The following is a 26,545-nucleotide window of genomic DNA, read 5'->3' on the forward strand; positions in this document are numbered from 1 at the left end:
AGAAAGGCAGAAGGAACTTCTTTCTCTGTGGACTCTGTTTAAACGCGCATTCGCCTTTTCCGCCCCGTGATCCCCGTGTGCCCCGTGGAGAATCCCTTCTTCTCCTGTCCGGAAAGGCCCCTCCCTCGTCGCAACGGACGATGCGCGCCGCTCTCCCGCCCGCCATTCTGCGGGTCGTCAGGGGGGATTGCGACGCAACGATGACGACGACCATTCGAACCCGCATTACCGAGTTGCTCGGAGTGCGCTACCCGATTGTCCAGGGCGGGATGATGTGGGTAGGCCTCGCGGAGCTGGCAGCGGCCGTTTCCAACGCCGGGGCCTTCGGAATTCTGACCGCGCTGACCCAGCCGTCGCCGCAGGCGCTGCGCGATGAGATCGGTCGTTGCCGATCGCTCACGGACCAACCGTTCGGCGTCAATCTCACGATGCTGCCGTCGATCAATCCGCCGCCGTACGAGGAATACCTCGACGTCATTCTGAGCTCGAAAGTGGCGGCGATCGAAACGGCCGGCAAGGTGCCGCCGGAGTTCTTCGCCAAGGCGAAAGCAGCGGGCGTTCCCATCATTCACAAGTGCGTTTCTGTGCGACATGCGATCTCGGCCGAACGCATGGGAGCCGATGCGATCTCCATCGACGGATTCGAGTGCGCGGGACATCCCGGTGAGGATGACGTCGGCGGTCTCGTCCTGATTCCTGCCGCGGCGCGTCGGCTTTCGACCCCGGTGATCGCCTCCGGCGGTATTGCCGACGGGCGAGGCATGGCGGGTGCGCTCGCGCTCGGCGCCGAGGGCGTCAACATGGGCACGCGCTTCTGCGCGACGCAGGAAGCGCCGATCCATCACAACATCAAGCAGGCGCTCGTTTCGGCGACGGAGCGCGATACGCGACTGATCTTCCGGACGCTGCACAACACGGCGCGCGTGCTGAAGAACGCTATCTCGGTCGAGGTCGTCGAGACCGAAAAGCGAGGCTGCGAGTTCGAGGACATCCGTCATCTGGTCGCGGGGCAACGCGGTCGCGCGGCGTTGCAGGCCGGAGATCCCGATGGCGGCATCGTTGCCGCAGGCCAGGTTGTCGGACTGATCGACGACGTGCCCACCTGCGGCGAGCTCATCCAGCGCATGGTCAACGAATGCCGCAGTCGACTCGGCGCGGCGCAGGGGTATTTCGCATGAATGCTGTTTCGCAGGCGGCTGCCGGCGCGGGCGTGTTCGACGGTCAGTCGATCCAGGTTCGCGAACTCGGTGACGGGCTCGTGGAGCTCTGCTTCGACGCCAGGGACGGAGCGATCAACAAGTTCGACAAGCGCACGGTCGACGAGTTGAAGCAGGCGGTTGCTGCCATCGCCGGACACGCGGGTGTTCGCGGCGTGCTGATGTCGAGCGGCAAGGATGGGTTCATCGTCGGCGCGGACATCACTGAGTTCGGCGCGTTGTTCAGCCTGCCGCCGTCGGAGCTGGCGGCGGCGAACATGGAGTCGAACAAGGCGTTCATTGCGCTCGAAGCGCTGCCGGTGCCTGTGGTCGTTGCGATCAACGGCTTCGCGCTGGGCGGTGGGCTCGAAGCCGCGCTCGCTGCCGACTTTCGCGTGATGTCGACGGCCGCGCAGGCGGGGCTGCCGGAAGTGAAGCTCGGCCTGTTCCCAGGCTTCGGCGGCACAGTCCGCTTGCCGCGAATCGCGGGCATGAAGGTCGCTATCGAATGGATAACCTCGGGCAAGCCTTCGAAAGCGGAAGCTGCGAAAGAGGTCGGTGTCGCTGATGCGATCGCCGAGCCTGCGAAGCTGCGAGAGCAGGCGATCGATCTGCTGAAGGCGGCAGCCGCCGGAACGGGCTGGCGTACTCGCCGCGAGGCGCGCTTGCAACCGGTGGCAGAAGCCGGTCTCGCGGAGTTGTTCGCCACATCCAAGACGGCGATCACTGGACGCTCTCCGCGGCATCAGCCCGCTGCACTCGCGGCGGTCGAACTGCTCGAACAGGCGGCGCCTTACGGACGCGACGCAGCACTGCAGCTCGAAGCTGATGCGTTCGCGCGAATCGCGAAGACGCAGGCAGCAAGCTCGCTCGTGCAGATCTTCCTGAACGATCAGTTCGTGAAGAAAGCATCGAAGACAAACGCGCGCGGCGCGCGGCCGATCCGCAATGCGACGGTGCTCGGCGCCGGCATCATGGGCGGCGGCATCGCTTACACCAGTGCTTCACGCGGCATCCCCGTTCGCATGAAGGACATTCGCCAGGAGCAGCTCGACCTGGGATCGTCGGAGGCGGGCAAGCTCGTCGGCAAACAGGTATCGATCGGCCGGCTCCGTCAGGAGCAAGCGGACGCGGTGTTGAAGGCTATCGGTGCGCAGCTCGACTACGCGGGCGTGGATACCACCGACGTTGTCGTCGAAGCGGTTGTGGAGAACCTAAAGATCAAGCACGCGGTTCTCAGCGAAGTCGAAGCGCTCGTGCGGCCGGACGCCGTGATCGCATCCAATACGTCCAGTCTTCGCATCGACGATCTGGCCGTGCCGCTCGCACGGCCGGAGAACTTCGTCGGCATGCACTTCTTCAATCCGGTGCCCGTGATGCCTCTCGTCGAAGTCATTCGCGGCGCGCGGACCAGCGATGCCGCTGTCGCGACGATCGTCAGCTATGCGCTGGCGCTCGGGAAAACACCGATCGTCGTGAAGGACGGTCCGGGATTCCTCGTCAATCGCATCCTGACGCCGTACATGCAGGGATTCGGGCAGCTCATTGCTCATGGCGCTGATTTCGAGAAAGTCGATGAAGCGCTCGAGAGCTTCGGCTGGCCGATGGGTCCTGCGTATCTCAACGATGTCGTCGGCATGGACACAGGCGTTCACGTAGCGCAGATCATCTGTGCCGGATTCCCGGATCGCCTGCGTCGTACGTGGAAGGATCCGCTCGGCGTGATGGTCGAGAACCGTCGCTTCGGACAGAAGAACGGCGTCGGTTTCTATCGCTACGAGACCGATCCGAAGGGCAAGCCCCGCAAACTCGCCTCGCCCGAAAGCTACGAGCTGCTGCGTTCGATCCAGGAGGGTGGACCCAAAGCGTTCTCGCCGCAGGAAATGATCGAGCGGATGATGCTGCCGATGATCATCGAGTCCGCCCGATGCCTGGAGGAAGGCGTGGTCGCCAGCGCGCCAGAGCTCGACATGGCCATGCTGCTCGGTGTCGGCTTCCCGCAGTACCTGGGCGGTCCGCTCAAGTACGCTGACTGGCTCGGCCTGAAGCACGTCGTCGCACTCTCCGAACGCTACGGCTCTCTCGGACCTCAATACCTCGTCACGCCGCGCATGCGTGAGATGGCCAGCGCCAGTGACACGTACTACTGATCTCTGACCATCCGCTATCCGCCATCCCCTTCTTCGAGCGATCCATGATCCCAAGAACCCTGTTCACCTCCGATCACGATGAATTCCGCAAGAACATCCGTCGCTTCATCGATGAGGAATGCGTCCCGCATCATGCGCGCTGGGAAGAGCAGCAGTACGTGGACCGCTCGCTCTGGAATCGCGCCGGTGAGCTCGGATTTCTGTGCCTGACGATTCCCGAGGAATACGGCGGCATGGGCGGCGATCGCCTGTACAGCACGGTGCTGATGGAAGAGCAGACGTACGCCGGCGCCACGGGCCCTGGCTTTGCCGTTCACTCGGACATCGTCGCGAACTACATGCTGAACTTCGGAACGGAAGATCAGAAGCGGCACTGGTTGCCGAAGATGGCGGCGGGCGAGGCGGTCGGCGCCATTGCGATGACCGAGCCCGGAACGGGATCGGACCTGCAGTCGATCAAGACCCGCGCGCAGCTCGACGGCGATGACTACGTGATCAACGGGTCGAAGATCTTCATCACCAACGGCTATCTCTCCGACGTCGTGATCGTCGCCGCGAAGACCGGCGAAAGCGGCTCGGGAGCGAAGGACATCTCATTGATCCTCGTCGAGAACGGCACGCCCGGTTTCACGAAGGCAGCCCCGCTGAAGAAAGTCGGCATGAAAGCGCAGGACACCTGCGAGCTGTTCTTCCAGAACGTTCGCGTGCCTCGCTCGAATGTGCTGGGCGGCGCGGACGGCGAAGGTCGTGGCTTCATCATGCTGATGAAGGAACTGGCCTGGGAGCGCCTCATCATCGCCATTCTCTCGATGGCGGGCGCGCAGGCTGCACTGAACTGGACGATCGACTACACACGAAGCCGCAAGGTCTTCGGCAAGCCGGTCGTCGACTACCAAAACTCGCGTTTCAAGCTCGCCGAGATGAAGGCGGACATTGCTGTTGCACAGGTGTTCGTGGACCGCTGCCTCGAGCTCGTTCTCCAGGGCAAGCTCACACCGGAAGCGGCCGCGGCCGCGAAGCTCTTCACCTCGGATCTGGTCTGTCGCGTCGTCGATGAATGCGTGCAGCTTCATGGCGGCTACGGGTATATGCTCGAATATCCGATCGCGCGGGCCTTCATCGACAATCGCGCCAGCCGGATCTACGGCGGCACGAACGAGATCATGAAAGAGCTGATCGCAAGAACACTGTAAGAGCAGATCCGGAGCGGGACGGTCGGCCAGGGAGCGCGCCGGTGCATCGTCGCGCGCCGCACTCGACGTCCGGGGGAAGATGATGACTGTGCAGACGCTACGCACTCCGATCGAAAGCCTGCGCCAATGGGCGACGACGACGCCCGATCGTATCTACATGACTCAGCCGCACGCGGACGGGTCTGTCGTCGACTACGCATGGGCGCAGGTCTGGGACGAGTCGAGACGCGTCGCTGCTCATCTCGTCTCATTGAATCTTCCCCGCGGCAGCAGCATCGCGCTCTATGGCCGCAACAGTGCGCACTGGATCATGGCGGACCTTGCGATCTGGATGGCGGGCCATGTCAGTGTGCCGCTCTATCCGACGCTGAGCGCCGATGCGGCGAAGTACATCCTCGATCACAGCGAAGCGAAACTGCTCTTCATCGGCAAGCTCGACGGCAAGGCCGACAGCTGGAGCGAAGTGCGCCCCGCATTGCCGCCCGGGTTGCCGCTGATCCGCCTGCCGATGTCCCCTGAGATCGACGGACCGACATGGAGCGAACTGCTCGCCCGTCATGAGCCGATTGCGACTCCTGTCGAGCGCGATCCCAATGCGCTGGCGACGATCATCTATACGTCCGGCACGACGGGCCGGCCGAAGGGCGTCATGCACAGCATGCGTTCGATCTCGGCGCCTTGCCTCGTGACGGCTGAGCTGTGGGGAACATGTTCGGAAGACCGGATGCTGTCGTACCTGCCGCTCGCGCACATCGCGGAGCGCGTCGCACTCGAAGTGCCGTCGCTCATCTTCGGCTTCCACATCTTCTTCAACTACAGCCTCGAGACGTTCCCGGAGGATCTGAAGCGCGCGCGGCCGACCCGATTCTTCTCCGTGCCCAGGTTGTGGACGCGGTTCTATCTCGGCGTGCATCAGAAGATTCCCGCGGAACAGCAGGAGGCGATGTTCTCTGACCCGCAGAAGGGCGCGGCCGCGAAGAAGGGTATTCTCGCCAGTCTCGGTCTCGATGCGGCGACGATCGGCTTCACCGGTGCGGCGCCGCTGCCTGCCCACATCATTGCGTGGTATCGCAAGCTGGGCCTCGAACTGATCGAAGTGTTCGGCATGACCGAGAACGCTGCTACGTCACACGCCTGTCGCCCGGGCGATGTGAAGCCGGGCTATGTCGGCACGCCGCTGCCCGGCGTCGAATGCCGGCTTTCCGAACAGGGCGAGGTGCTCGTCAAGAGCCCTGGCCAGATGATGGGCTACTACAAGATGCCGGGCCAGATGGAAGCCGAGATGACGCCGGATGGCTTCTTCCGCACGGGTGATCGCGGCGAAATGGACGAGACGGGTCGCCTGCGCATCACAGGTCGGGTCAAAGAGCTCTTCAAGACGAGCAAGGGCAAATACATCGCGCCGGTCAGGATCGAGAACAAGCTGGCGCTGCATCCGCTGATCGAGGTCGTCTGCGCAACCGGTCCCGGTGAGCCGCAGCCTTTCGCGCTGATCATGCTGCCGTTCGACCGTCATCAGCAGGTCCGCAGCGCGCCGCAGGCTCGCGACCAGCTCGAACAGCAGTTCGTCGCGTTGCTCGACGAGGTGAACCACGGGCTGGAAGACCACGAACGGCTCGACTACCTCGTCATCGTGAAGGACCAGTGGACCATCGAGAGCGGCATGCTGACGCCGACGATGAAACTGCGTCGCAATGTCATCGAGGATCGGTATCTCTCGCGGGCCGGGGCGTGGCGCGACGCGGGGAGAAGGGTGATCTGGGAGGAATGAGCCGGATGCTGCTGGCTATCGTCATTCCCGCGAAAGCACGAATCCATCCGGTTCCAGGACATGGATTCCCGCTTTCGCGGGAATGACGGAATCTCTCTTTCCAACTATCAGTTCTCTCATGCCCCACCCCCTCGACTCCTTCTTCCGCCCGCGCTCGATCGCATTCATCGGCGCAACGGAGCGCTCGGTCTGGACACGCGCGGCGCTCGCGAATCTCCGGACACTCGGCTACGAAGGCAAGTTGCATCTCGTGAACCGAAAGGGCGGCGAGGTGCTTGGACAGCCGGCGGCAACATCCGCCGCGTCGATCGGCGAGCCCGTCGATGTCGCGCTGGTGATGGTGCCGTCGGAAGTCCTTCTCTCCACGTTTCCCGATCTCGAGGCTGCAGGGATTCGCAACGCAGTGGTGCTCAGCTCCGGCTTCGCGGAGTCGGGGAAGGACGGTGCGGCACGCCAGCAGGCCTTGAGCGATGCTGCACGTGAGCACGGCGTTTCGCTGCTGGGGCCGAACTGTCTCGGCTTCGTGAACTTCGTCGATCGCACGCCGGTGTGGACTGTGGGTGCGAGGCCGCCGGTCGGTGCAAGCCGTATCGCGATCGTTTCCCAGAGCGGGGCGCTCGCCGCGCAAATGTCTTATTTCGCGGGCTGGCAGGGCATCGGTCTCACTTACATGATCTCGACCGGTAACGAGGCGGGCATCGACGTTGCGCAGGCGATCGACTATCTGGCTGATGAGCCGCGCACGCAGGCTATCGCCGTATTCCTCGAGTCGGTGCGCGATCCTTCGTCTTTCGAACGCGCAGCGTTGCGCGCGAAGCGGGCCCGCAAGCCGATCGTCGTGCTGAAAGTAGGCACGAGCCAAGTCGCGATGAAGGCCGCGCAGGCACACACCGGCTCGCTCGTCGGTGACGATCGTGTCTTCGATGCGGCTTGCCAGCGCATGGGGCTGATTCGCGTGCGCTCGCTCGAAGATCTGATCATCACCGCGGAAGTTGCAGCGCGGACCGGGCCGATCAGCGGCGGGCTGGGTGTGGTTTCTCTGTCTGGTGGTCTCTGCGAGATCGCTGCTGATCGTGCCGAAGCGGAAGGGGTCGAGTTGCCCGGACTTGAACCGGCAACGATGGCTGCGCTCGAGAATGCGTTGCCGGGATTCGGCACGCCGCACAATCCGCTCGATGTGACCGGCGCGGTGATGTTGCAGCCGGAGCTGCTCGAGCGCTCGCTCGAAGTCCTCTACGCCGCATCCAATCTGTCCGCGATGGCATCCGTGCTGGATGTTCCTTCCGCGCCCGAGGATGACAGCGCGCTTCTGAGAAAGCTCGTCGCCTCCGTGAGCGCAGTGCAGGGGCGACATGCGAAGCCTGGGGTCATGTTCAGCCACACGATGCGTCCGATGAGCGCGATGTCACAGCAGATCGCCCGCGAAGCGAATCTCAGCTACCTCCCATGTGGAGTGCATCACGGCGTTACGGCTCTCGGGCGAGTTCGTGCCTGGACGGAGATGCTTGATCGACCAACCCGAACGCGGGATCAAGCAGTTGCGCAGGACGTCAGGCCTCAATCCGAACAACAGACACTCGAGTTCCTCGCATCGCGCGGCGTGCCGGTGATTCCGACGCAGATCGCTCGCAGCGCCGACGATGCTGTCGCGATAGCGCAGCGCTTCGGAGCTTCTGTTGCACTCAAGATCGCGTCGGCGGATATCCAGCACAAGAGCGATATCGGCGGCGTCATCCTCGATGTCCGCGGTGATGCCGCAGTTGCCGATGCGTATCGGATGATCTTGCAGAACGCTTCGCGCGCGCGTCCGGAGGCACGAATCGACGGCGTTGCGATCGCGCCGATGCGCAAGGGCGGAGTCGAGCTCTTCGTCGGCACGATGCGCGATCCTCAGTGGGGCCCGGTGCTGGCTGTTGGGCTCGGAGGCGTGTGGGTTGAAGCGCTGCGCGATACGAGTCTGCGCTTGCTGCCTGTGACCGCCTCGGAAGCAGAAGAGATGCTGAGTGAGTTGCGTGGCTCGAAGCTGCTCGATGGATTCCGCGGCGCGCCCGCTGTTGATCGCAAGGCAGTGGCGCGTGTCATCGCGGCCATAGGTGAGGCAGCGCTGGTGCTCGGACCGGAGCTGCTGTCGCTTGAGGTGAATCCGTTGCGAGCGAGCGGGGATGAAGTGGAAGCACTGGATGGATTGGTGGAGTGGGGAGGCCAGCCAGCTGGCCGGCTAGCAGGCTAGCCGGCTCTTGTCTGAGGATCACAGTTCACATGACTACATTCCACGGTGGCTGCCTCTGCGGCCAGGTCCGCTACCAGGTGAGCGCCGACCGCGCGCAAACCGTGGTCTGTCATTGCCGGCATTGCCAGAAGCAATCGGGTTCGGCGTTCTCGATCATGATGATCGCGCCGCGCGCGAGCGTGACGTTGAGCGGCGAGCTCGGGACGTACATCGATCGCGGTGACAGCGGCGCGACGGTTCTGCGGAAGTTCTGTCCCGTCTGCGGTTCTTCGATCGTCAGCGAGCCGGGATCGATGCCCGCGATCCTCGCGATCAAAGCGGGCACGCTCGATGATGTCTCGAAGCTCAAACCCCAGGCGCACGTCTGGTGCAGCAGTGCACAGCCGTGGGTGGGGTTGCCGGAGGATGTGCCTTGTCTGCAAGGACAGTAACGAGGCCCATCAGATCCTCTCTACCACCGTCACATTCGCCATCCCACCGCCCTCACACATCGTCTGCAGTCCATAACGCTTGCCGTGAGTCCTCAGCGAGTACACCAAAGTCGTCATGAGCTTCGCGCCCGACGCACCCAGCGGATGACCGAGTGCGATGGCGCCGCCATGAACGTTGAGGCGCTTGGGATCGGCGCCGGTCGCCTTGATCCACGCGAGCGGCACGGGTGCGAACGCTTCGTTCACTTCGAACAGATCGATGTCGTTGATCGAAAGGCCCGACTTGCGAAGGGCAGTTTGAGTCGCGGGCAGCGGTGCTTCGAGCATGATCACCGGATCGTGGCCCAGCATGGTCATGTGGTGGATGCGCGCAAGCGGCTTCGCGCCGAGGCGCTTGAGTCCGCGTTCGTTGGCGATCAGCACGCCGGCAGCGCCGTCGCAGATCTGGCTCGCCGTTGCAGCGGTCACGCGGCCACCTTCGGCGATGAGCTTCACGTTGCGGATGCCTTCGAGCGAAGCGTCGAAACGAACGCCTTCGTCGGTGTCGTGGATTTCTCCGGGCACGTCCGGCGGGGCGGCGTTTCCTCCCGCGCTCACGCGGCGGACTTCGAGCGGCAGGATCTCGTCACGAAATACGCCGCTTCGGACAGCGGCCGCGCCGAGCTGGTGGCTGTGCAGGGCGTATTCATCGAGCGCGTCCTTCGTCAGGTCATACTTCTTCGCCATCATCTCGGCGCCGATGAACTGGCTGAACTCGACGTTCGGATAGCGGGCGGCCATTGCCGGCCCGACGTAGAAGCCGAAGCCGTTCTTCTGGGGCAGCGCGACGCTCAAGCCCATCGGTACGCGCGTCATGCTCTCGACGCCCGCTGCGATGACGATATCCATCGTGCCCGACATCACGGCCTGGGCCGCGAAATGAATGGCCTGCTGCGACGACCCGCATTGCCGATCGACGGACGTGCCGGGAACGCTTTCGGGCAGGCGCGATGCGAGCACGGCGCTGCGCGCAATGTTGAATCCCTGTTCGCCAACCTGCCCGACGCAGCCCATGATGACGTCTTCGACTGCGCCCGGCGGCGCCTGGGCGCGGTCGACCAGCGAGTTCAGGACCTGGCCTGCAAGATCGGCCGGATGCCATCCGGAAAGGCGACCGCCCTTGCGGGCGCCGGCTGTGCGTACAGCGGCAACGATGAAAGCTTCGGACATAAGTGTGATACCCGCGCGAAAGTGAGCGATGCGGCAACCGGCGGCTGCCTTCGGGAATTGTGTGTCGGGACGGCGATGGCAGGCTTCGTCCGAAGCGACGAAGCGGGGAATGCCGCAGCGGCTCGCGATGCGGTGCCGTCGTCACTATCATAGGCCCGCGTACCCATACGATCGCTGCATGTCCGATTCCCATCCGCCAATCGCTGCACCCCGCAGCCACCTGATCCGGTCGAAGCTCACGCCGCCGCCCGCGCCGCCCTTTCAAATCGCGCGTGCGGAACTGCGCGAGCGGATCTGCGCTGGTGCCGGCGAGAAACTCGTGCTCATCCAGGCCCCGGCAGGTTTCGGCAAGACGACGCTGATGCTGCAGGTGATGACGACGTTGCAGCAGCAGGGCGTGCGCACGGCGTGGCTGACCGCGGATCCGGCGGATAACGATGTGGGGCGGTTCCTGAGCTTTCTCGGGGCGGCGATCGATGCGCTGGCGGATCGCACCGAACCGGTGCTCATGGATGAGGGTGGCGAGGCCACAGGCCTGATGGCGCTGGATCTCATCGATCGGGTGTCGTTCGCGACGCCGCCGTTCGCGCTGTTCATCGACGATGTCGAGTCGATTCAGAACGCAGCGGCCTTCGCCCTGATTCGTCAGGTTCTCGAGCATTTACCGGCCGGCGGGCGAATCGTGATGGGATCACGAATGCTTCCCGACATCGGCGCGGCGCGGCTGCTTGCGCGCGGGCAACTGCTCGAAGTGGATCTCGCACAGCTGCGATTCTCGCTCGGCGAGGCTACGGATTTTCTCGCGGGCAAGCGCGGTCTCAAGTTGCAAGGAGCTGACGTCGCGCGATTGCAGGGTGTCACTGAAGGCTGGCCAGTTGCGCTGTGGCTCGCATCGGTCGCGCTCGAACGAAGGGAGCGTCCCGCGGATCTCGTTGCGCAGTTCTCCGGTTCGAACGTCGCAGTCGCCGACTACCTGGCCGAGGAAGTTCTCGCACAGCAGTCCGACGCCGTGCGCGACTTCATGTTGCGGACGAGCATCCTTCAGCAGTTGAACGCACAGCTCTGCGATGCCGTGCGAGGCAGCAGCGACAGTCGCGAGATTCTCGAATCGCTCGAGCGCTCGAATCTCTTCATCCAACCGGTCGGCGAGAGCCGCGACTGGTTTCGATATCACAGTCTCCTCAGCAGCTTCCTTCGCACGCAGCTCGAACGCGTGCATCCCCAGGACATCGGCCGCCTGCATCGTGCGGCAGCTGAATGGTATGAGGGCCAGCGTCGGCCGATTCCCGCGATCGAGCACGCGATTGCGTGCGGCGATGCAAGCTATGCGATGCCGTTGCTCGAGCGGCACGCCGAACGACTCATCGAGGATGGCCGCATTCGTCTCGTGGCCCGCCTGCTCGACACCGCGCTGCCCGAGGATCTGCAGAACTGGCCCGGATTGCGCCTGATTCACGCATGGGCGCTGGGGTTCACACGTGGCGGACAGGAAGCGATGCGCATGCTGGAAGGCATCGAACGCGATGGTTTGCAGACTGCCGACCAGAAGGCGCATGCACTTGCGTTACGACCGATGCTGCTGACGATGCTCGATCGACTCGACGAGGCGTACGCGGCTGGGCTCAGCGCAATCGACAGAGTCACGCCGCAGCAGGCGTTCGCGTTCCGCATCCTGCGTACGACGCTTGCCAACACGCATCTGATCATGGGCAAGTATGCGAACGCGCGGGAGCTGCTCGATCGCAGCGGCGGCGTGTCGGACGCGCCGAGCGGACCGTTCATGATGATCTACGCGCAGTGCGTCGATGGCGTCATCGATCTTCTGCATGGACGATTGCGGCAGGCCACTGCGAGATTCAGGCACTCGGCGAGCGTCGGTTCGCGCAGCGCTTTCACCGATACGAACGGCAACGCGATGGCGGGCATCCTGTTGTCGGAAGTGCTGTACGAGCAGGACGAACTGCCCGAGGCGGAGCGGCTGCTCAATGTGTACGTGCCGCTGATGCAGGAACTCGGGCTCGCCGATCATCTGATCTGCGGCTATCGGAATCTGGCGCGCATTGCCTGGCATCGCGGCGATCACGATCGCTCGTTGCAGCTCGTGACGGAGATGGAGTTCGTCGGCCATCGCCGGGGTCTCACGCGGGTCGTCGCAAGTGCGCAGCTCGAACGCGTGAGACATGCACTGTGGCGGGGCGACCTCAACACCGCGAAGGAAGCATTGCAGCGCGCGAAAGCGGCGACAGACTGGAGCGAGGTCACCAGCCGCTCGTTGTTCGGCAACGACGCCGATACGCTGGTGGAGGCGCAGCTGCGCTGGATGATCCATGGCGGTGCGGCCGACGATGCTGTCGCCCAGCTCAAGCAGGAGCTCGAACGGGCTGAAGGGGCGCGACGTCATCGTCGTGCATTGAAGCTTCGCATCCTGCTGGCTCTCGCTCTCGATCGCAGCGGGAATGAGAAGGCAGCCCTGCGCACTTTGCGTGATGCACTGCGGTTCGGCGCCACCGAGCGCTTCGTCCGGATGTTCCTGGACGAGGGCGATCCGTTCCACGCACTTCTGCAAAAGCTCTCCGCCGCCGGCCAGCGTGAACCCGAAGAAGGTATCGAGAATGCGCTGCAATACTTCGAACGGCTGACGCAACCCGCGGCGGCCGTGCCCGAGCCCGCGCCTCAGCCCGCGATCTCAGGCGATTTCGAGGCCCTGACCCGCAAGGAACTCGAGATCCTGAAACTCCTGGCCGAAGGCCTCTCCAACTTCGCCATCGCCGGCCGCCTGTTCGTCTCCGAGACCACCGTCCGCACCCACCTCAGAAACATCAACTCGAAGTTCAGGGTGCATAACAGGACGCAGGCGATCGCGGTGGGAAGGAAGCTCAGGCTGATCGCGTAGGCCGTCCCGAAATTCGTCACTTCGGACGAGTCAACCCGCCCCCGGCTCGTAGATCCTGACAACGCACAAACAAAGCTGCCCCTCGTTCCGGGCAGTGCGTCATCGTCGTATTCAGGGGGCAAGACTATGAGAAGTCGGGGGTTGGTCCGGGGCGGTAGCAATTCGAACTGCTTGAGGGCCTGCGTGGCGGCGGTGCTGGCGGTTGCGCCTTCGGTCGCAGTCTGGGCAGCGGATTCCGCGGGCGGTGCGGTAGAAGAAGTGATCGTGACGGCTCAGCGCCGCGCGGAAAACATCCAGCGCGTGCCGATCGCCGTGACGGCGGTGACGGCGGACCAGCTCGAGGCTGCGCGGGTCGACAGTATCGATAACGTGCAGGCGATTTCGCCGAGCATTTCATTCGACGTGACCAACAGCGCGTCCAACAGCGCCAATATTCGTATTCGCGGCATCGGCACCGTCGGTAACAGCCGGGCGTTCGAAGGCGCGGTCGGTGTATTCATCGACGGCGTGTACCGCACGCGCGGCGGCCAGGCGCTCCAGAACTGGCTCGATGTCGACAATCTCCAGGTGCTGCGCGGTCCGCAGGGAACGCTGTTCGGCAAGAACACGTCCGCCGGCGCACTGCTGCTCACCAGCAAGCAGCCTGAAATCGATGCGTTCGGCACGGACTTCGAGCTGACGTACGGAAACTACGAGACGCTCTCGGCACGCGCCGCTCTCAATGCGCCGCTGTCAGACAGCGCAGCGCTGCGAATTGCAGGGTTGTGGGGCCAGTCGGATGGGTTCATCGAGAATCCGAACGGCGGGAACTACAACGATCGCAATCCGCGCGCCGTGAAGGCGCAGCTTCTGCTCGAGCCGACCGATTCGTTCAGCCTGCGGGTGATCGCCGACTGGTCGGACGAGAAGAACAACTGCTGCTACGGCCAGGTCGACGATGTCGACGGACCGCTGCAGCCGCTGATCAACAACCTGACGCTGGCGCGTGGTGTGGCCCTGCCTTCGGCCGACTTCGACGACTATGAGCAGGTCCTGAGCAACGACACGCAGCAGGACATCGTCGACAAGGGCGTCGTGGTTCACGCGGACTGGGACTTGCAGAGTGGCGATTCGCTGCACTCGGTCACTGCATATCGCAGCTGGCAGTTCCGCCAGGACGGCATGGACGCGGACTTCACCGGCGCGAACGTGCTGACGATCAACGAGAGCTTCCGCACGGATTTCTTCTCGCAGGAGTTCACCTATAACGGCTCTGTCGGCGATGCCGAATACGTTGTCGGCGCGTACTTCGCGGATGAAGACATCGAAGCGACGTACGAACTGATCTGGGGCAACCAGGCGCAGACGTACTTCGACGCCCTGTTCTTCGCTCAGGCTGGCTTGCCGCCGGGCACGAGCAACGCCGCAACCGGCACCTGGAACTACGCCGAGTTCCCGGCGACGAGCCGTTCGTACGCTGCGTTCACGCACTGGACGATTCCCCTCTCCGATCCGCTGAAACTCGTGGCGGGTCTGCGCTACTCGAGCGAAGACAAGACGGGTGCCTTCGACCTGCAGTACTTCACACCGGCGCCGAACGCTGCGTTCCGGTTGCTCGGTGTGCAGCCTGGACCGGAGTACAGCGATGAGCAGAAGGACGAGGCCGTGAGCGGCACGTTCGGCTTCCAGTACCAGTTCACCGACGACGTGATGGGCTACCTCACGTACAGCCGCGGTTTCAAAGCCGGCGGCGTGAACATCGACAACACGGCCGCGGGTACCCGCATGAACAACCCGGCGGAAATTCCGGGCGCCGTGCCGAAGGATCCGACATACAAGCCGGAGTTCATTGACGGCTACGAGCTGGGGCTCAAGACCCAGTATGCCGATGGACGCGGCCGGACGAATTTCGCCGTGTTCTATGACGAGATGAAGGACCTACAGGTCGCGCAGTTCCTCGGCACGCAGTTCACGATCGTGAATGCGCCGGAAGCGACTGTCTACGGTGCGGAGATAGAGAACAGCTGGCTCCTGGGCGAAGCTGTCACGCTGGGACTCGATGCGACGTGGCTGCCGGAGAAGGAATTCGGCGAAGCGGCTTCGATCCTGAATCTGTCGGGCCGGGACTTTGCGCAGGCTCCGGATCTCGCGGCCAACCTGTCGTTGAATCTCGACCAGCCGCTGACGAACAGCCTGGCTCTGATCGGTCGCGCGGCGGCGCAATACACAGGTGAGGTGTACACGAACACCTCGAACGATCTGCAGCGCGATGCCCAGACCGAGTACAACCTCAGCCTCGGCCTGCGCTCTCTGAACGGCAACTGGTCCGTCACGGCGTGGTGTCAGAACTGCAGCGACGAGCGCTACGTCGTGCAGCACTTCAATACCCCGCTGCAGGGAACCGATGCGAACGGCTACGTGTCGGTGCCGCTCACTTACGGGCTGACGCTGCGGGTTTCGTTCTGAGCAGAGTAGAAAGAAGTTTCACGCGGAGCGCACGGAGATCATGGAGGCTCGGAAAGACCCCTTCGAAACTCCGTGCGCTTCGTGAACTCCGTGTGAAATCTCCTGCATTGGCTCCCACCTCCGATCTTCGATGACTCCCTATCAAGCTCCACTGCGCGATCTGCGCTTCTGTTTCGACGAGCTTCTCGACTATCCGGCGCACTACTCGACGCTGCCGCTCGCGGCGGAGATCGGGCGTGACGATGTGGATTTCATCGTCGGCGAGGTGGCGAAGTTTGCTCAGGAAGTGATAGCGCCGCTCTACGTCAGCGGTGACAGTGAAGGCGCTCACTGCGAGGACGGGCGAGTCACTTCGCCGCGCGGTTTCGCGGAAGCCTATCGTCGCTACGTCGAGGCTGGCTGGCCGCGATTGGGGAATCCTCCCGAGCACGGCGGGCAGGCGGCGCCGTACTCGCTGAAGCTTGCAGTCTCCGAGTTCATGCAGGCTGCCAACGGCGCGTGGTGCATGTACGCGTTGCTGAACGACGGCGGCATCAAGACGTTGATGAGCTACGCACAACCGGCGCAGATCGAAGCTTTCGTGCCGAAGCTCGTCAGCGGCGAATGGATGAGCACGATGTGCCTCACCGAGCCCCAGTGCGGATCGGACCTGAACCTGGTCCGGTGCCGGGCCGAGCCGGCGGCGGACGGCAAGTACCGGATCACGGGCACGAAGATCTTCATCAGTTCCGGCGAGCAGGATTTCTCGGAGAACATCGTTCATCTCGTGCTTGCTCGATTGCCTGACGCTCCACCGGGAACGCGCGGCATTTCGCTGTTCGTGATCCCGAAGCGAAAACTGCGCGATGACGGATCGGCCGGTGACGCGAATGCGATTCGCTGCCTGTCGATCGAACACAAGATGGGACTCAAGGCGAGTGCCACGTGCGTGATGGCATTCGATGGGGCCGAGGGTTGGCTGGTCGGGGAGCCGCATCGCGGGCTCAAGGCGATGTTCGTGTACATCAACAAATCCCGCCTCGGCACGGCACAGCAGGGGCAGGCACATGCAGAAGCTGCGTATCAGGCATCGCTCGCCTATGCGCGCGAACGGCGAGCCGGACGTGCGCCGTCAGGTCCGGTGAGTCGCGACAAGGAAGCAGATGCGTTGCTCGTGCATCCCGATATTCGGCGGATGCTGCTGACGCAGAGGGCGATTGCCGAAGGCGGGCGCGCGCTCGTTCTGTATTGCGCGCAGTGGGTCGATCGCGCCGACACCGACGATCGGAAGGTCCGCGAGCAGGCCGAACGGCGTCTCGCGCTGCTCACGCCGATTGCGAAGGGTGCCGTTTCCGAGTGGGGCAGCGAGGCTGCGGATCTCGGCGTCCAGATTCTGGGCGGGCACGGCTACATGAAGGAATGGGGTCTCGAGCAGCGAGTGCGCGACGTGCGCATCACCCGAATCTACGAAGGGACGACCGGCATCCAGGGCATGGATCTGCTCGGTCGGAAGGTTCTCGGACCTCAGCGCGAGACGCTGCAGGAGTTCACGGGAGAGATCCTCGATTTTTGCGCGCGACATGCTTCCGACAATGGATTGCGGCCGCTCGTTCGCAAGCTCGCGGATGCCACGAATCGATGGCGGACGATGACCGATCGCATCGCTGCGCGTCACTCATCGGATCCGGATCTCGTGCCCGCCATTGCCGTCGACTATCTGATGTTCGCGGGCTATGTCAGCGTCGCCTGGTTGTGGGCGCGCTCGGCGCAAGTGGCGAACGCAAAGCTGGCGACGAAGTCGCCGGAGCGCGAGTTCTATCTCGCGAAGCTTCAGACCGCACAGTTCTATTTCGACCGGATACTGCCGCGAATCGCTGTTTGCGAGGCGGCGGTGGAGGCGGGCAGCTCATCGCTGATGGCAATGTCGGACGATGGCTTCGCAGCTGGGCGCTAGCGTGCGCGCAACTGCAGCGGTTTTGCGTGCGCCGGGTGGCCGCTTCTCGATCGAGCCTGTGATCCTGGACGCGCTGCGTGAGAACGAAGTGCTCGTTCGAATCGTCGCGAGCGGTATCTGTCACACGGACCTCAGCGCGAGGGAGCAGCTGCTGCCGTTGCGGTTGCCCGCCGTGCTGGGTCATGAAGGGTCGGGCGTCGTCGAAGCCGTGGGAGCGAAGGTGACATCGGTACGCCCCGGCGATCACGTCGTGACCAGCTTCGATTTCTGTGGCGATTGCGATTCCTGTCGCGACTGTCACGTCGCATATTGCCAGCACGCGCCGCGGCTGAATTTCTCCGGCGTGCGGCGTGACGGCACCGGCGTCGTGCACGATGAACAACGAAGCGTTCTGTCGGCGCGATTCCTGGGACAGAGCTCGTTCGCGTCCCATGCGAACGTCAGCGAGTCCAGCGTGGTCCGCATCGATCGCGACGTGCCGCTCGAGCTGATGGGGCCGCTGGGCTGCGGCATGCAGACGGGAGCCGGCACGGTGCTCAACGTTCTGAAGCCCAGGCCGGGCAGTTCGATCGCCATTCTTGGCGCGGGCTCCGTCGGGTTCGCGGCGTTGATGGCCGCTCGCATCGCCGGATGCGAGACGATCATTGCAGTCGACATCAACGATGCGCGGCTGACGCTTGCCCGAGAGCTGGGCGCGACAGACACGTTCAATGCATTGTCGGGCGATCCTGTCGAGTTCGTTCGTATCGCGACAAAGGGGCGAGGTGTTCACTCCAGTGTGGAGTGCACGGGGCTGCCCGCAGTCTTGCGCCAGGCCGTCGATGTGCTCGCACCTCGCGGCACGTGTGCGCTGGTCGGCGTCGCTCATCCGCGAGCCGACGCTGCAATCAACATGGCATCGATGCTGCGCGGCCGAACGCTCGTCGGTGTGACCGAAGGCGATGTCGTTCCACGCACCTTCATTCCGCAGATGATCGAATGGTGGCGCGAGGGACGGTTTCCCTTCGACCGGCTTGTTCGGTACTTTGAATTTGCCCGGATCGATGAAGCGGTGGCGGCGTGTGCTTCGGGTGAGGTGGTGAAGCCGGTGGTGAGGATGGGCGGCGGCTAGAAGTTACTGGGTCATTCCCGCGGACGCGGGAATCCATCTGCATCCAAGCATGGACTCCCGCGTGCGCGGGAGTGACACCAATCGGCAGCGAGCTGCCTCATCTACCACCCGAAACATCGATAAACGTCCCCGTCGTGTACGACGCCTCGTCCGACAGCAGCCACAGGATCGCCTTCGCCACTTCCTCCGCTTCGCCGCCTCGCTGCATCGGAACCGAACTCTTCAGTCGCTCGATGCGTCCCGGCTCACCGCCGCTCGCGTGCATCTCGGTGTCGATGAGCCCGGGCCGCACTGCATTCACACGAATGCCTTCGCCGGCCACTTCTTTCGCGAGGCCGACAGTGAACGTATCGATCGCGCCTTTGGATGCCGCGTAGTCGACGTACTCATTCGGTGAGCCGAGCCGGGCAGCCATCGAGGAGACGTTTACGATAGCGCCCCCCGTGCCGCCGCGCTTCGTCGACATCCGCTGGATGGCTTCACGCGCGCAGAGAATCGAGCCAGTGACGTTGGTGGCGAACACGCGGGCGATGCGATCCGCTGACATTGCCTCGACGCGCATCTGGTGTTCGAGAATGCCGGCGTTGTTCACGAGCGCGGTGATCTTGCCGAACTCGCGGTCGACCACGCCGAACATCCTGACGACCTCCTCCTCGTTCGCAACGTCGGCCTGCACGACCAGTGCCCGGCCACCGTTGCGTGCAATCTCATCGGCGACGAGATAGGCGGGCGCTGCCTTCGAGCGGTAGTTCACGCACACGGCGTAGCCGTGCTGTGCGGCAAGGATCGCAGTCGCCGCTCCGATGCCGCGGCTTGCGCCGGTGATGACTAGGACCTTGCTCATATATATGTGTCAGCGAGCGGCGGCCCAGCCTGCGGCATCGACGCCAAGCTGCTCGCGTGCCCTCTGATACTCGGCTTCGAGCCGGTCGACGATCGTGCCGACCGGTGGCGCATCGTGAATTCCAGCGACGCTCTGGCCGCTGCCCCAGATGTCGCGCCACGCCTTGGCTTTCTGGTCGCCGCCGCTGCCGAAGTTCATCTTGCTCTTGTCGGCTTCGGGCAGGGCATCGGGATCGAGGCCGGCTGCAACGATGCTCGATCGCAGGTAGTTGCCGTGAACGCCGGTGAACAGGTTCGTGTAGACGATGTCTTCGGCGCCGCTGTCGATGATGGCTTGCTTGTAGCCATCAGTCGCGTTCGCCTCCTGGCTCGCGATGAAGCGCGTGCCCATGTACGCAAGATCGGCGCCCAGCGCCTGCGCGGCGAGAATGCCGGCGCCAGTGGAAATTGCACCTGAAAGAATGATCGTGCCGTCGTAGAACTCACGCACCGCGGTGAGCAACGCGAACGGCGACAGCGATCCGGCGTGACCACCGGCACCGCTGCACACGAGAATCAAGCCATCGACGCCAGCCTGCAGCGCACGCTTCGCGTGCTTGACGTTGGTGACGTCGTGAAAGACGAGGCCGCCGTAGGAGTGCGCGGCTTCGACGACTTCGTCCGGCGCGCGCAGGCTCGTGATTTGGATGGGAACGCGATGTTCGCGACAGACGGCAATGTCATGGGCGAGGCGATTGTTGGAGCTGTGCACGATCTGATTCACCGCGAACGGCGCGACCCGTCGCTCAGGATGCTCGCGCTGATACGCGTCGAGTTCATTGCGGATCTGGACGAGCCATTGTTCCAGCACCGGTTCGGGCCGGGCGTTCAGCGCGGGAAACGAACCGACGATCCCGGCTTTGCACTGCGCGATCACGAGCTGTGCCGACGAAACGATGAAGAGCGGCGAACCGATGACGGGCAGGCGCAGTTGCGAACGCAGGGCAGCGGGAATCGGCATGTCGGGGTCCGGAAAGCCTCAGGGAGGCCGATGATGCAGGAGCCGCCCTGCGCTGCCCACCCAGCGGCAGGGGAGTGGCTACGGAAATCGATTCCACGGAATGGGCGCGAGTTTGCCGCGAAACGCCGTTTGGGGCTTGTCTCGCGAGACGATTAGTGACATTTTGTCTGAGTATTTAAGCGGCCCAGATTGGGGGTGGGCCGTCTGCGGATCACTGGAATCCGAGAGACCACTATTACTCATGAGAAAACAGCAAGTTAGCGCTGGAACGCTGCTGGTCGCCCTGAGCATCGCTACGGCCGGCGAAGCGGCCGAGGTGAATCGGATGGATTTCGGCAAGCTGGCCGATGGCTCCCCCGTCGAAATAGTCGAGCTGGCGAACGGCAGCGGCGTGAGCGCGAAGATCATGACGCTCGGGGCGGCGATCTATTCCCTCAACGTTCCCGATCGCAACGGCAAGAGCGCGGATATCGTGCTCGGCTACGCGACCGCGGCTGAATATCTCGCCAAGCCCCAGTACTTCGGTGCGACTGTCGGCCGTTACGCGAACCGGATTCGCAACGGCCAGTTCGAACTCGACGGCAAGCGCTACAAGCTCGAGACGAACGACGGTCCCAATCATCTTCACGGCGGGCTGCGCGGCATCGACAAGGTCGTGTGGAAGATCGATTCCGTGAAGGCTGGCTCGCCCGCGAGTGTCGTGCTGAGCCACGTGAGTCCCGACGGCCAGGGCGGCTATCCCGGCACACTCAAGATGACCGCGACTTACTCGCTCAGCGACAAGAACGAGCTGACGGTCGAGTACCGCGCGACGACCGACAAGCCGACGGTCCTGAACATCACGAATCACAGCTATTTCAACCTGGCCGGTGATGCCGGCTCGAGCGACATCATCGGCCATCGGCTGACGGTGTTCGCGGATGCCTACACGCCGGTCGACTCGACGCTGATTCCCACGGGCGAACGTCGCAATGTCGCGGGAACGCCGTTCGACTTCCGCGAAGCGCAGACGATCGGCCTCAGGGTGCGTGACGGCCGCGACGAGCAGATCCGCTTCGGCCGCGGTTACGATCACAACTACGTGGTTCGCGGGCAGGCCGGCACGTTGCGCCCCGCGGCGCGCGTGGAGGACCCTGCGTCAGGTCGCGTCATGGAGTTGTTGACGACGGCGCCAGGAGTGCAGTTCTATTCCGGCAACTTCCTGGACGGCACCACCGTCGGCAAGGCCGGGCGGATCTATCGGCAGGGCGATGCGCTCTGCCTGGAACCGCAGGTCTTCCCGGACTCGCCGAACCAGCCGGATTTTCCGTCGGCGCGACTGGATCCGGGGAAGACGTACACCAACACGATGGTGTACCGCTTCTCGACCTCGCGCTGATCGCGACCACCTCAAATTTCTTCACCGACTTTCCGAAGCCGAAGCAATGACTGCATCGAAACCCGCTTCTCCGCCCAAGCTGCGCTCGCGTGCCTGGTTCGACGATCCTGCGAATGCCGATATGACGGCGCTCTATCTCGAGCGCTACATGAATTTCGGGCTCACGCTGCAGGAGTTGCAGTCGGGTAAGCCGATCATCGGCATTGCACAGACGGGCAGCGATCTGTCGCCGTGCAATCGTCACCACATCGTGCTGGCGGAGCGGCTGCGCGAAGGCATCCGCGAAGCCGGCGGCATCGCGATCGAGTTCCCGGTGCATCCGATCCAGGAAACCGGCAAGCGACCGACCGCGGGGCTCGATCGCAATCTGGCGTATCTCGGTCTCGTCGAAGTGCTGTTCGGATACCCGCTCGACGGCGTGGTGCTGACCATCGGCTGCGACAAGACGACGCCGGCGTGCCTCATGGCAGCGGCGACCGTGAACATTCCGGCAATCGCGCTTTCTGTCGGCCCGATGCTGAACGGTTGGTACAAGGGCGCTCGCACGGGCTCGGGCACAATCGTCTGGCGCGCCCGCGAATTGCTTGCCGCGGGAAAGATCGACTACCAGGGCTTCATCAAGCTGGTCGCATCGTCGGCGCCGTCGACGGGTTACTGCAATACGATGGGCACCGCGACGACGATGAACAGCCTCACCGAAGCGCTCGGCATGTCGCTGCCGGCATCGGCTGCGATTCCGGCGCCTTATCGGGATCGCCAGGAATGCGCGTATCTCACCGGCAAGCAAATCGTCGAGATGGTAGCGGTAGATCGCAAGCCGTCGGACATTCTCACCCGCGATGCGTTCATCAACGCGATTCGCGTGAACTCCGCCATCGGCGGTTCAACCAATGCACCGATTCATCTGAATGCGCTGGCGCGCCACATCGGCGTCGAACTGTCGATCGATGACTGGCAGAAGTTCGGTCTCGACATTCCGCTGCTCGTGAACTTGCAGCCTGCGGGCGAGTATCTCGGCGAGGATTACTATCGCGCCGGCGGCGTGCCGGCGATCGTGTCGGAGCTCATGAAGCAGGGGCTGATTGTCGAGAACGCTCTGACCGTGAACGGCAAGACGATCGGCGAGAACTGCCGCGACGCGAGCATCGCCGATGAAGCGGTCATTCGTCCGTTCAACGAGCCGCTGAAGAAGCGGGCCGGGTTCACGGTGCTGAGCGGCAATCTCTTCGATTCCGCCATCATGAAGACCAGTGTCATCTCGGAAGAATTCCGCGCGCGCTATCTCTCGAACCCCAATGACCCGGATGCGTTCGAAGGCCGCGCCATCGTGTTCGATGGTCCGGAGGACTATCACAAGCGCATCGACGATCCTTCGCTCGGCATCGACGAGTCGACGCTGATGTTCATGCGCGGCGCGGGCCCGATTGGTTATCCCGGTGCCGCGGAAGTCGTGAACATGCGTCCGCCCGCTTACCTGATCACTGCGGGCGTTCACCACCTGCCGTGCATCGGCGACGGGCGTCAGTCAGGCACATCGGGCTCGCCCTCGATCCTCAACGCATCGCCCGAAGCGGCGGCAGGCGGCGGACTCGCGTTGCTGAAGAGCGGCGATCGCGTTCGTATCGATCTGCGTCGCGGCGAAGCCAATATCCTCATCAGCAAGGAAGAGCTCGAAACGCGTCGCAAAGCGCTCGAAGCCGCCGGCGGTTATCCGATTCCGGCGAGTCAGACTCCGTGGCAGGAAATTCAGCGCGCCACCGTCGGCCAGGCCGAAACCGGCGCAGTACTGGAGAACGCGACGAAGTATCAGAAGCTCGCGCAGACGATCGGCGTGCCGAGGCATAATCATTGAGAAGTGACTGGCGGATAGCGGATGGCGGATAGGAAGACGTTCGGAAACGCACCACCCAACCGTCGTCACATTCGGTCTGCAAGCTTCGCACAGCGAAGTCGCGCAGGCTTTTCTGACTAGTCACCATCCGCTATCCGCTATCCGCTATCCGCCATCCGCTGCATGCCTTCAATCATCGCTCCCTCCATCCGTTGCCAGCTCGGCGAAGGTCTTCTCTGGTCGTCGCGCGAGAACGCGGTTTACTGGGTCGATATCATCGGCCAGAAGCTGCACCGCTACCTGCTCGGCGATGGCGGTACGAAATCCTGGGATATGCCCGAGAAGACCGGCTGGCTCGTCGAGCGCCGCGAGAAGCCCGGATTCATCGCGGGCATGCAGAGCGGGTTCGTCGAGCTGACGCTCGATCCGTTTGCGATCAAGGCGCTCGCCGATCCGGAACCGCACCTGCCCGGCAATCGCATGAACGACTGTTGCGTCGACCATGAAGGACGCCTCTGGGCGGGGACGATGGATGTGGCCATCGAAGAGGTGACCGGATCGCTGTACCGGCTCGATGGCGATCATCAGGTCACGAAGCTCGACAGCGACTATCTCGTTACGAACGGCCCGGCGTTCGGCATCGCTCGCGAGTGCGTGTATCACAACGACACCGGCCGCGGCGTCGTGTACCGATTCGATCTCTCGCCGGATGGGCGCATCACCAACAAGCGCGAGTTCATTCGTTTCCCCGATGACTGGGGCGTGCCCGATGGCATGACCGTCGACGCGGCGGGCGGCTTGTGGATCGCGCACTGGGGCGGAAGCTGCGTCAGCCGCTTCACGCCGGATGGCAGGCGTGAGCGCTGGATCGAGTTGCCCGCTTCGCAGATCACGAACGTCGTGTTCGCCGGCGCGAATCTCGACCGCATGTTCGTGACGTCAGCGGCTGATGGAAAGCCCGATGAGCCGCTCGCCGGCTCGCTGTTCGAAGTGGACGCGGGCGGGGTGAAGGGTCTGGCGCCGCATCGGTTTGCGGGTTAGGAAGCGGCACACCGTCATTCCCCGCGCACGCGGGAATCCATCCGATTGAAAGACATGGGCTCCCGCTTTCGCGGGAGTGACGAAGAGGGTGCTTCGCATGACGTCCGCCTAAAGCCGCACCCACAGGAAGATCGAGGCCGCGAGCGATGAGCCAGAGGGCCTCTCTGGCTCGCCGCTCACAGCTCGCAGCTTCTCACTCCAGCGTCAGCACCACCACCGACTTCGCCGGCAGATTGGCGATCACTTCATCGCCCTTGCGCTGAGCCTTGAACGCCGCCGGTTGCACTGCGTTCGGTTTATCGAACGTGTTGTGCGCATCGATCGTCGCTGCCGTCAGCACACGTCCGGTGACGCCGCCCTTGCCTGTGGCGCCCGCGATCTTGGTCGTGATCGTCGCGCCGCGGTTCGGATCAGTGTTCACTAGTGCGATGTGGATTTTTCCGTCCTTGCCGCGTGCAGCCGAGACATCGACCGCGGGCACTGCGAGATCACCCTTGCGGTACTCGGGCGCCTTGAACTCAGCCGGCAGGAACGTCGCGTCCTGGAACGGGATGTACATCTCGAACAAGTGATAGGTCGGCGTCAGGACCATCTTCTCCTTGTCCGTCAGGATCATCGCCTGCAGCACGTTCACCATCTGGGCGATGTTCGCCATCTTCACGCGATCGGCATGCCGATGGAAAACGTTGAGGGTGAGCGCGGCCACATGCGCATCGCGCAGCGTGTTCTGCTGCCAAAGGAAGCCCGGTTCGCGGCCAGCGGTCGGGTCGTACCAGGTGCCCCACTCATCGACGAACAGGCCGACGCGCTTCTCGGGGTCGTGCTTGTCCATGATCGCCGAGTGCTTCGTGACCAGTTCGTCCATGTAGAGCGCGTGATCCAGGGTCGAGATCCATTCGGATTCGGGGAAGCCGATGCCGGGGCCCTTGTCCATCCACTTCTCATGACGCGGACGGGTGTAGAAATGGATCGAGTACGCATCCATGAGCTTGGATGCCTGCGCGAGCATCACTTCAGTCCAGTGATAGTCGGCTTCGTTGGCGCCGCTCGCGATCTTGAGCGGGCGATTGTCGCGCGGTGCTTTCACGAACGTTTGCATGTGACGATACAGGTCGGCCCAGTACTCGGCGCGCATGTTGCCGCCGCAGCCCCAGGTCTCGTTGCCGACACCGAAGAACGGCAGCTTCCAGGGCTTCTCGCGTCCGTTCTTGCGGCGCAGTTGCGCGAGCGAAGAGTTGTTGTCGGCGGTGATGTACTCGACCCAGTCGGCCATCTCCTGCGCCGTGCCTGAGCCGGCGTTACCCGACACATAGGGATCGGCGCCGATCAGTTCGGCGAAATCGAGGAACTCGTGCGTGCCGAACGAATTCGGTTCTTCGACACCGCCCCAGTGCGTGTTCACCTTGATCGGACGCTGTTCGCGCGGGCCGATGCCTTCGCGCCAGTGATATTCGTCGGCGAAGCAACCGCCGGGCCAGCGCACGACGGGCACCTTCAGCTTCTTCAGTGCATCGACGACATCGTTGCGATAGCCGCGCGTGTTCGGAATCTTCGAGTCTTCGCCGACCCAGATGCCTTCATAGATGCCGGCGCCGAGGTGCTCGGCGAACTGCCCGTAGATGTTGCGGCTGATGGTTGCCCCCGGCTGGTCCGCACGAATCGTGACGGACGCCGACACAGGACCGCTCTGCGCGTGGGCCCCCGTAACCCCCAAAAGCGACGCCATACACATCGCTGCAGCAATGATCGTTCTCAACTTCTTCTCCTCACTTCGGCGGAACGGAAAGAGAAAGATTCTCCACGGGGTACACGGGGAGCACGGGGGTTCGGAGATCTTCTTCATCCCCGTGCACCCCGTGCACCCCGTGTACCCCGTGGAAATTCTGTTCT

General features: G+C 63.5%; 17 protein-coding genes. 13 read left to right on the top strand and 4 right to left on the bottom strand.

The window, feature by feature from the left end:
* Positions 1-212: 212 nt before the first annotated feature.
* The 6 genes from HNQ60_RS21195 (at position 213) to HNQ60_RS21220 (ending at position 8,971) form a co-directional block, all read left to right on the top strand.
* Entirely contained in the window at positions 213-1,178 is a 966-nt protein-coding gene (locus HNQ60_RS21195; RefSeq protein ID WP_184334990.1) for an NAD(P)H-dependent flavin oxidoreductase, read from the top strand.
* Positions 1,175-3,346, top strand: a complete 2,172-nt coding sequence (fadB, locus tag HNQ60_RS21200) for a fatty acid oxidation complex subunit alpha FadB (protein WP_221304358.1) — start codon at positions 1,175-1,177, stop codon at positions 3,344-3,346. The genes HNQ60_RS21195 and fadB overlap by 4 nt, the downstream gene beginning before the upstream one ends.
* Positions 3,347-3,390: 44 nt before the next feature.
* On the top strand, positions 3,391-4,539 hold the full coding sequence (locus HNQ60_RS21205) for an acyl-CoA dehydrogenase family protein (protein WP_184334775.1): 1,149 nt from the start codon (positions 3,391-3,393) through the stop codon (positions 4,537-4,539).
* 79 nt (positions 4,540-4,618) lie between these two features.
* Positions 4,619-6,310, top strand: coding sequence for an AMP-binding protein (locus HNQ60_RS21210; RefSeq protein WP_407676461.1), 1,692 nt, complete (start codon positions 4,619-4,621; stop codon positions 6,308-6,310).
* 118 nt (positions 6,311-6,428) lie between these two features.
* Complete coding sequence (locus HNQ60_RS21215; protein WP_184334777.1) at positions 6,429-8,540, top strand: acetate--CoA ligase family protein; 2,112 nt, start codon at positions 6,429-6,431, stop codon at positions 8,538-8,540.
* A gap of 29 nt (positions 8,541-8,569) precedes the next feature.
* Entirely contained in the window at positions 8,570-8,971 is a 402-nt protein-coding gene (locus tag HNQ60_RS21220) for a GFA family protein (RefSeq protein WP_184334778.1), read from the top strand.
* Positions 8,972-8,980: 9 nt separating this feature from the next.
* On the opposite strand, the gene HNQ60_RS21225 is transcribed toward HNQ60_RS21220, so the two are convergent.
* Positions 8,981-10,180: an acetyl-CoA C-acetyltransferase gene (locus HNQ60_RS21225; RefSeq protein WP_184334779.1), complete on the bottom strand. Its 1,200-nt coding sequence runs from the start codon at positions 10,178-10,180 to the stop codon at positions 8,981-8,983.
* A gap of 178 nt (positions 10,181-10,358) precedes the next feature.
* Between HNQ60_RS21225 and HNQ60_RS21230 the strand changes: the two genes are divergently transcribed.
* From HNQ60_RS21230 to HNQ60_RS21245, 4 genes are all read left to right on the top strand, one after another.
* The gene (locus HNQ60_RS21230; RefSeq protein WP_184334780.1) at positions 10,359-13,073 is read left to right on the top strand and encodes a LuxR C-terminal-related transcriptional regulator; all 2,715 of its coding nucleotides are present in this window, start codon (positions 10,359-10,361) and stop codon (positions 13,071-13,073) included.
* A 183-nt stretch (positions 13,074-13,256) separates the two neighbouring features.
* Complete coding sequence (locus tag HNQ60_RS21235; RefSeq protein ID WP_184334781.1) at positions 13,257-15,518, top strand: TonB-dependent receptor; 2,262 nt, start codon at positions 13,257-13,259, stop codon at positions 15,516-15,518.
* A gap of 130 nt (positions 15,519-15,648) precedes the next feature.
* Positions 15,649-17,451, top strand: coding sequence for an acyl-CoA dehydrogenase C-terminal domain-containing protein (locus HNQ60_RS21240; protein ID WP_184334782.1), 1,803 nt, complete (start codon positions 15,649-15,651; stop codon positions 17,449-17,451).
* Positions 17,429-18,562, top strand: coding sequence for an NAD(P)-dependent alcohol dehydrogenase (locus HNQ60_RS21245; RefSeq protein ID WP_184334783.1), 1,134 nt, complete (start codon positions 17,429-17,431; stop codon positions 18,560-18,562). The genes HNQ60_RS21240 and HNQ60_RS21245 overlap by 23 nt, the downstream gene beginning before the upstream one ends.
* A gap of 97 nt (positions 18,563-18,659) precedes the next feature.
* On the opposite strand, the gene HNQ60_RS21250 is transcribed toward HNQ60_RS21245, so the two are convergent.
* The gene (locus tag HNQ60_RS21250; RefSeq protein WP_184334784.1) at positions 18,660-19,406 is read right to left on the bottom strand and encodes an SDR family oxidoreductase; all 747 of its coding nucleotides are present in this window, start codon (positions 19,404-19,406) and stop codon (positions 18,660-18,662) included.
* 9 nt (positions 19,407-19,415) lie between these two features.
* On the bottom strand, positions 19,416-20,405 hold the full coding sequence (locus HNQ60_RS21255) for an NAD(P)H-dependent flavin oxidoreductase (RefSeq protein WP_184334785.1): 990 nt from the start codon (positions 20,403-20,405) through the stop codon (positions 19,416-19,418).
* 241 nt (positions 20,406-20,646) lie between these two features.
* Here HNQ60_RS21255 and HNQ60_RS21260 point away from each other — a divergent pair, with 241 nt between their 5' ends.
* The 3 genes from HNQ60_RS21260 (at position 20,647) to HNQ60_RS21270 (ending at position 24,655) form a co-directional block, all read left to right on the top strand.
* On the top strand, positions 20,647-21,783 hold the full coding sequence (locus HNQ60_RS21260; RefSeq protein ID WP_184334786.1) for an aldose epimerase family protein: 1,137 nt from the start codon (positions 20,647-20,649) through the stop codon (positions 21,781-21,783).
* Positions 21,784-21,829: 46 nt separating this feature from the next.
* On the top strand, positions 21,830-23,635 hold the full coding sequence (locus tag HNQ60_RS21265; protein WP_184334787.1) for an IlvD/Edd family dehydratase: 1,806 nt from the start codon (positions 21,830-21,832) through the stop codon (positions 23,633-23,635).
* 162 nt (positions 23,636-23,797) lie between these two features.
* Complete coding sequence (locus HNQ60_RS21270) at positions 23,798-24,655, top strand: SMP-30/gluconolactonase/LRE family protein (protein WP_184334788.1); 858 nt, start codon at positions 23,798-23,800, stop codon at positions 24,653-24,655.
* 193 nt (positions 24,656-24,848) lie between these two features.
* On the opposite strand, the gene HNQ60_RS28160 is transcribed toward HNQ60_RS21270, so the two are convergent.
* Positions 24,849-26,381: an alpha-N-arabinofuranosidase gene (locus tag HNQ60_RS28160; protein ID WP_184334992.1), complete on the bottom strand. Its 1,533-nt coding sequence runs from the start codon at positions 26,379-26,381 to the stop codon at positions 24,849-24,851.
* Positions 26,382-26,545 lie beyond the last annotated feature (164 nt).

This window comes from Povalibacter uvarum (assembly GCF_014202975.1).
Classification (GTDB): domain Bacteria; phylum Pseudomonadota; class Gammaproteobacteria; order Steroidobacterales; family Steroidobacteraceae; genus Steroidobacter; species Steroidobacter uvarum.

Excerpts from the sequence above, each read along its gene's own strand:
- HNQ60_RS21230 (WP_184334780.1), top strand. The coding sequence starts at position 10,359 with ATGTCCGATTCCCATCCGCCAATCGCTGCACCCCGCAGCCACCTGATC.
- HNQ60_RS21240 (WP_184334782.1), top strand. The coding sequence starts at position 15,649 with ATGACTCCCTATCAAGCTCCACTGCGCGATCTGCGCTTCTGTTTCGAC.
- HNQ60_RS21245 (WP_184334783.1), top strand. The coding sequence starts at position 17,429 with ATGGCTTCGCAGCTGGGCGCTAGCGTGCGCGCAACTGCAGCGGTTTTG.
- HNQ60_RS21205 (WP_184334775.1), top strand. The coding sequence starts at position 3,391 with ATGATCCCAAGAACCCTGTTCACCTCCGATCACGATGAATTCCGCAAG.
- HNQ60_RS21250 (WP_184334784.1), bottom strand. The coding sequence starts at position 19,406 with ATGAGCAAGGTCCTAGTCATCACCGGCGCAAGCCGCGGCATCGGAGCG.
- HNQ60_RS21270 (WP_184334788.1), top strand. The coding sequence starts at position 23,798 with ATGCCTTCAATCATCGCTCCCTCCATCCGTTGCCAGCTCGGCGAAGGT.
- HNQ60_RS21215 (WP_184334777.1), top strand. The coding sequence starts at position 6,429 with ATGCCCCACCCCCTCGACTCCTTCTTCCGCCCGCGCTCGATCGCATTC.
- HNQ60_RS21260 (WP_184334786.1), top strand. The coding sequence starts at position 20,647 with ATGAGAAAACAGCAAGTTAGCGCTGGAACGCTGCTGGTCGCCCTGAGC.
- HNQ60_RS21255 (WP_184334785.1), bottom strand. The coding sequence starts at position 20,405 with ATGCCGATTCCCGCTGCCCTGCGTTCGCAACTGCGCCTGCCCGTCATC.
- HNQ60_RS21265 (WP_184334787.1), top strand. The coding sequence starts at position 21,830 with ATGACTGCATCGAAACCCGCTTCTCCGCCCAAGCTGCGCTCGCGTGCC.
- fadB (WP_221304358.1), top strand. The coding sequence starts at position 1,175 with ATGAATGCTGTTTCGCAGGCGGCTGCCGGCGCGGGCGTGTTCGACGGT.
- HNQ60_RS21210 (WP_407676461.1), top strand. The coding sequence starts at position 4,619 with ATGATGACTGTGCAGACGCTACGCACTCCGATCGAAAGCCTGCGCCAA.
- HNQ60_RS21225 (WP_184334779.1), bottom strand. The coding sequence starts at position 10,180 with ATGTCCGAAGCTTTCATCGTTGCCGCTGTACGCACAGCCGGCGCCCGC.
- HNQ60_RS28160 (WP_184334992.1), bottom strand. The coding sequence starts at position 26,381 with ATGGCGTCGCTTTTGGGGGTTACGGGGGCCCACGCGCAGAGCGGTCCT.
- HNQ60_RS21220 (WP_184334778.1), top strand. The coding sequence starts at position 8,570 with ATGACTACATTCCACGGTGGCTGCCTCTGCGGCCAGGTCCGCTACCAG.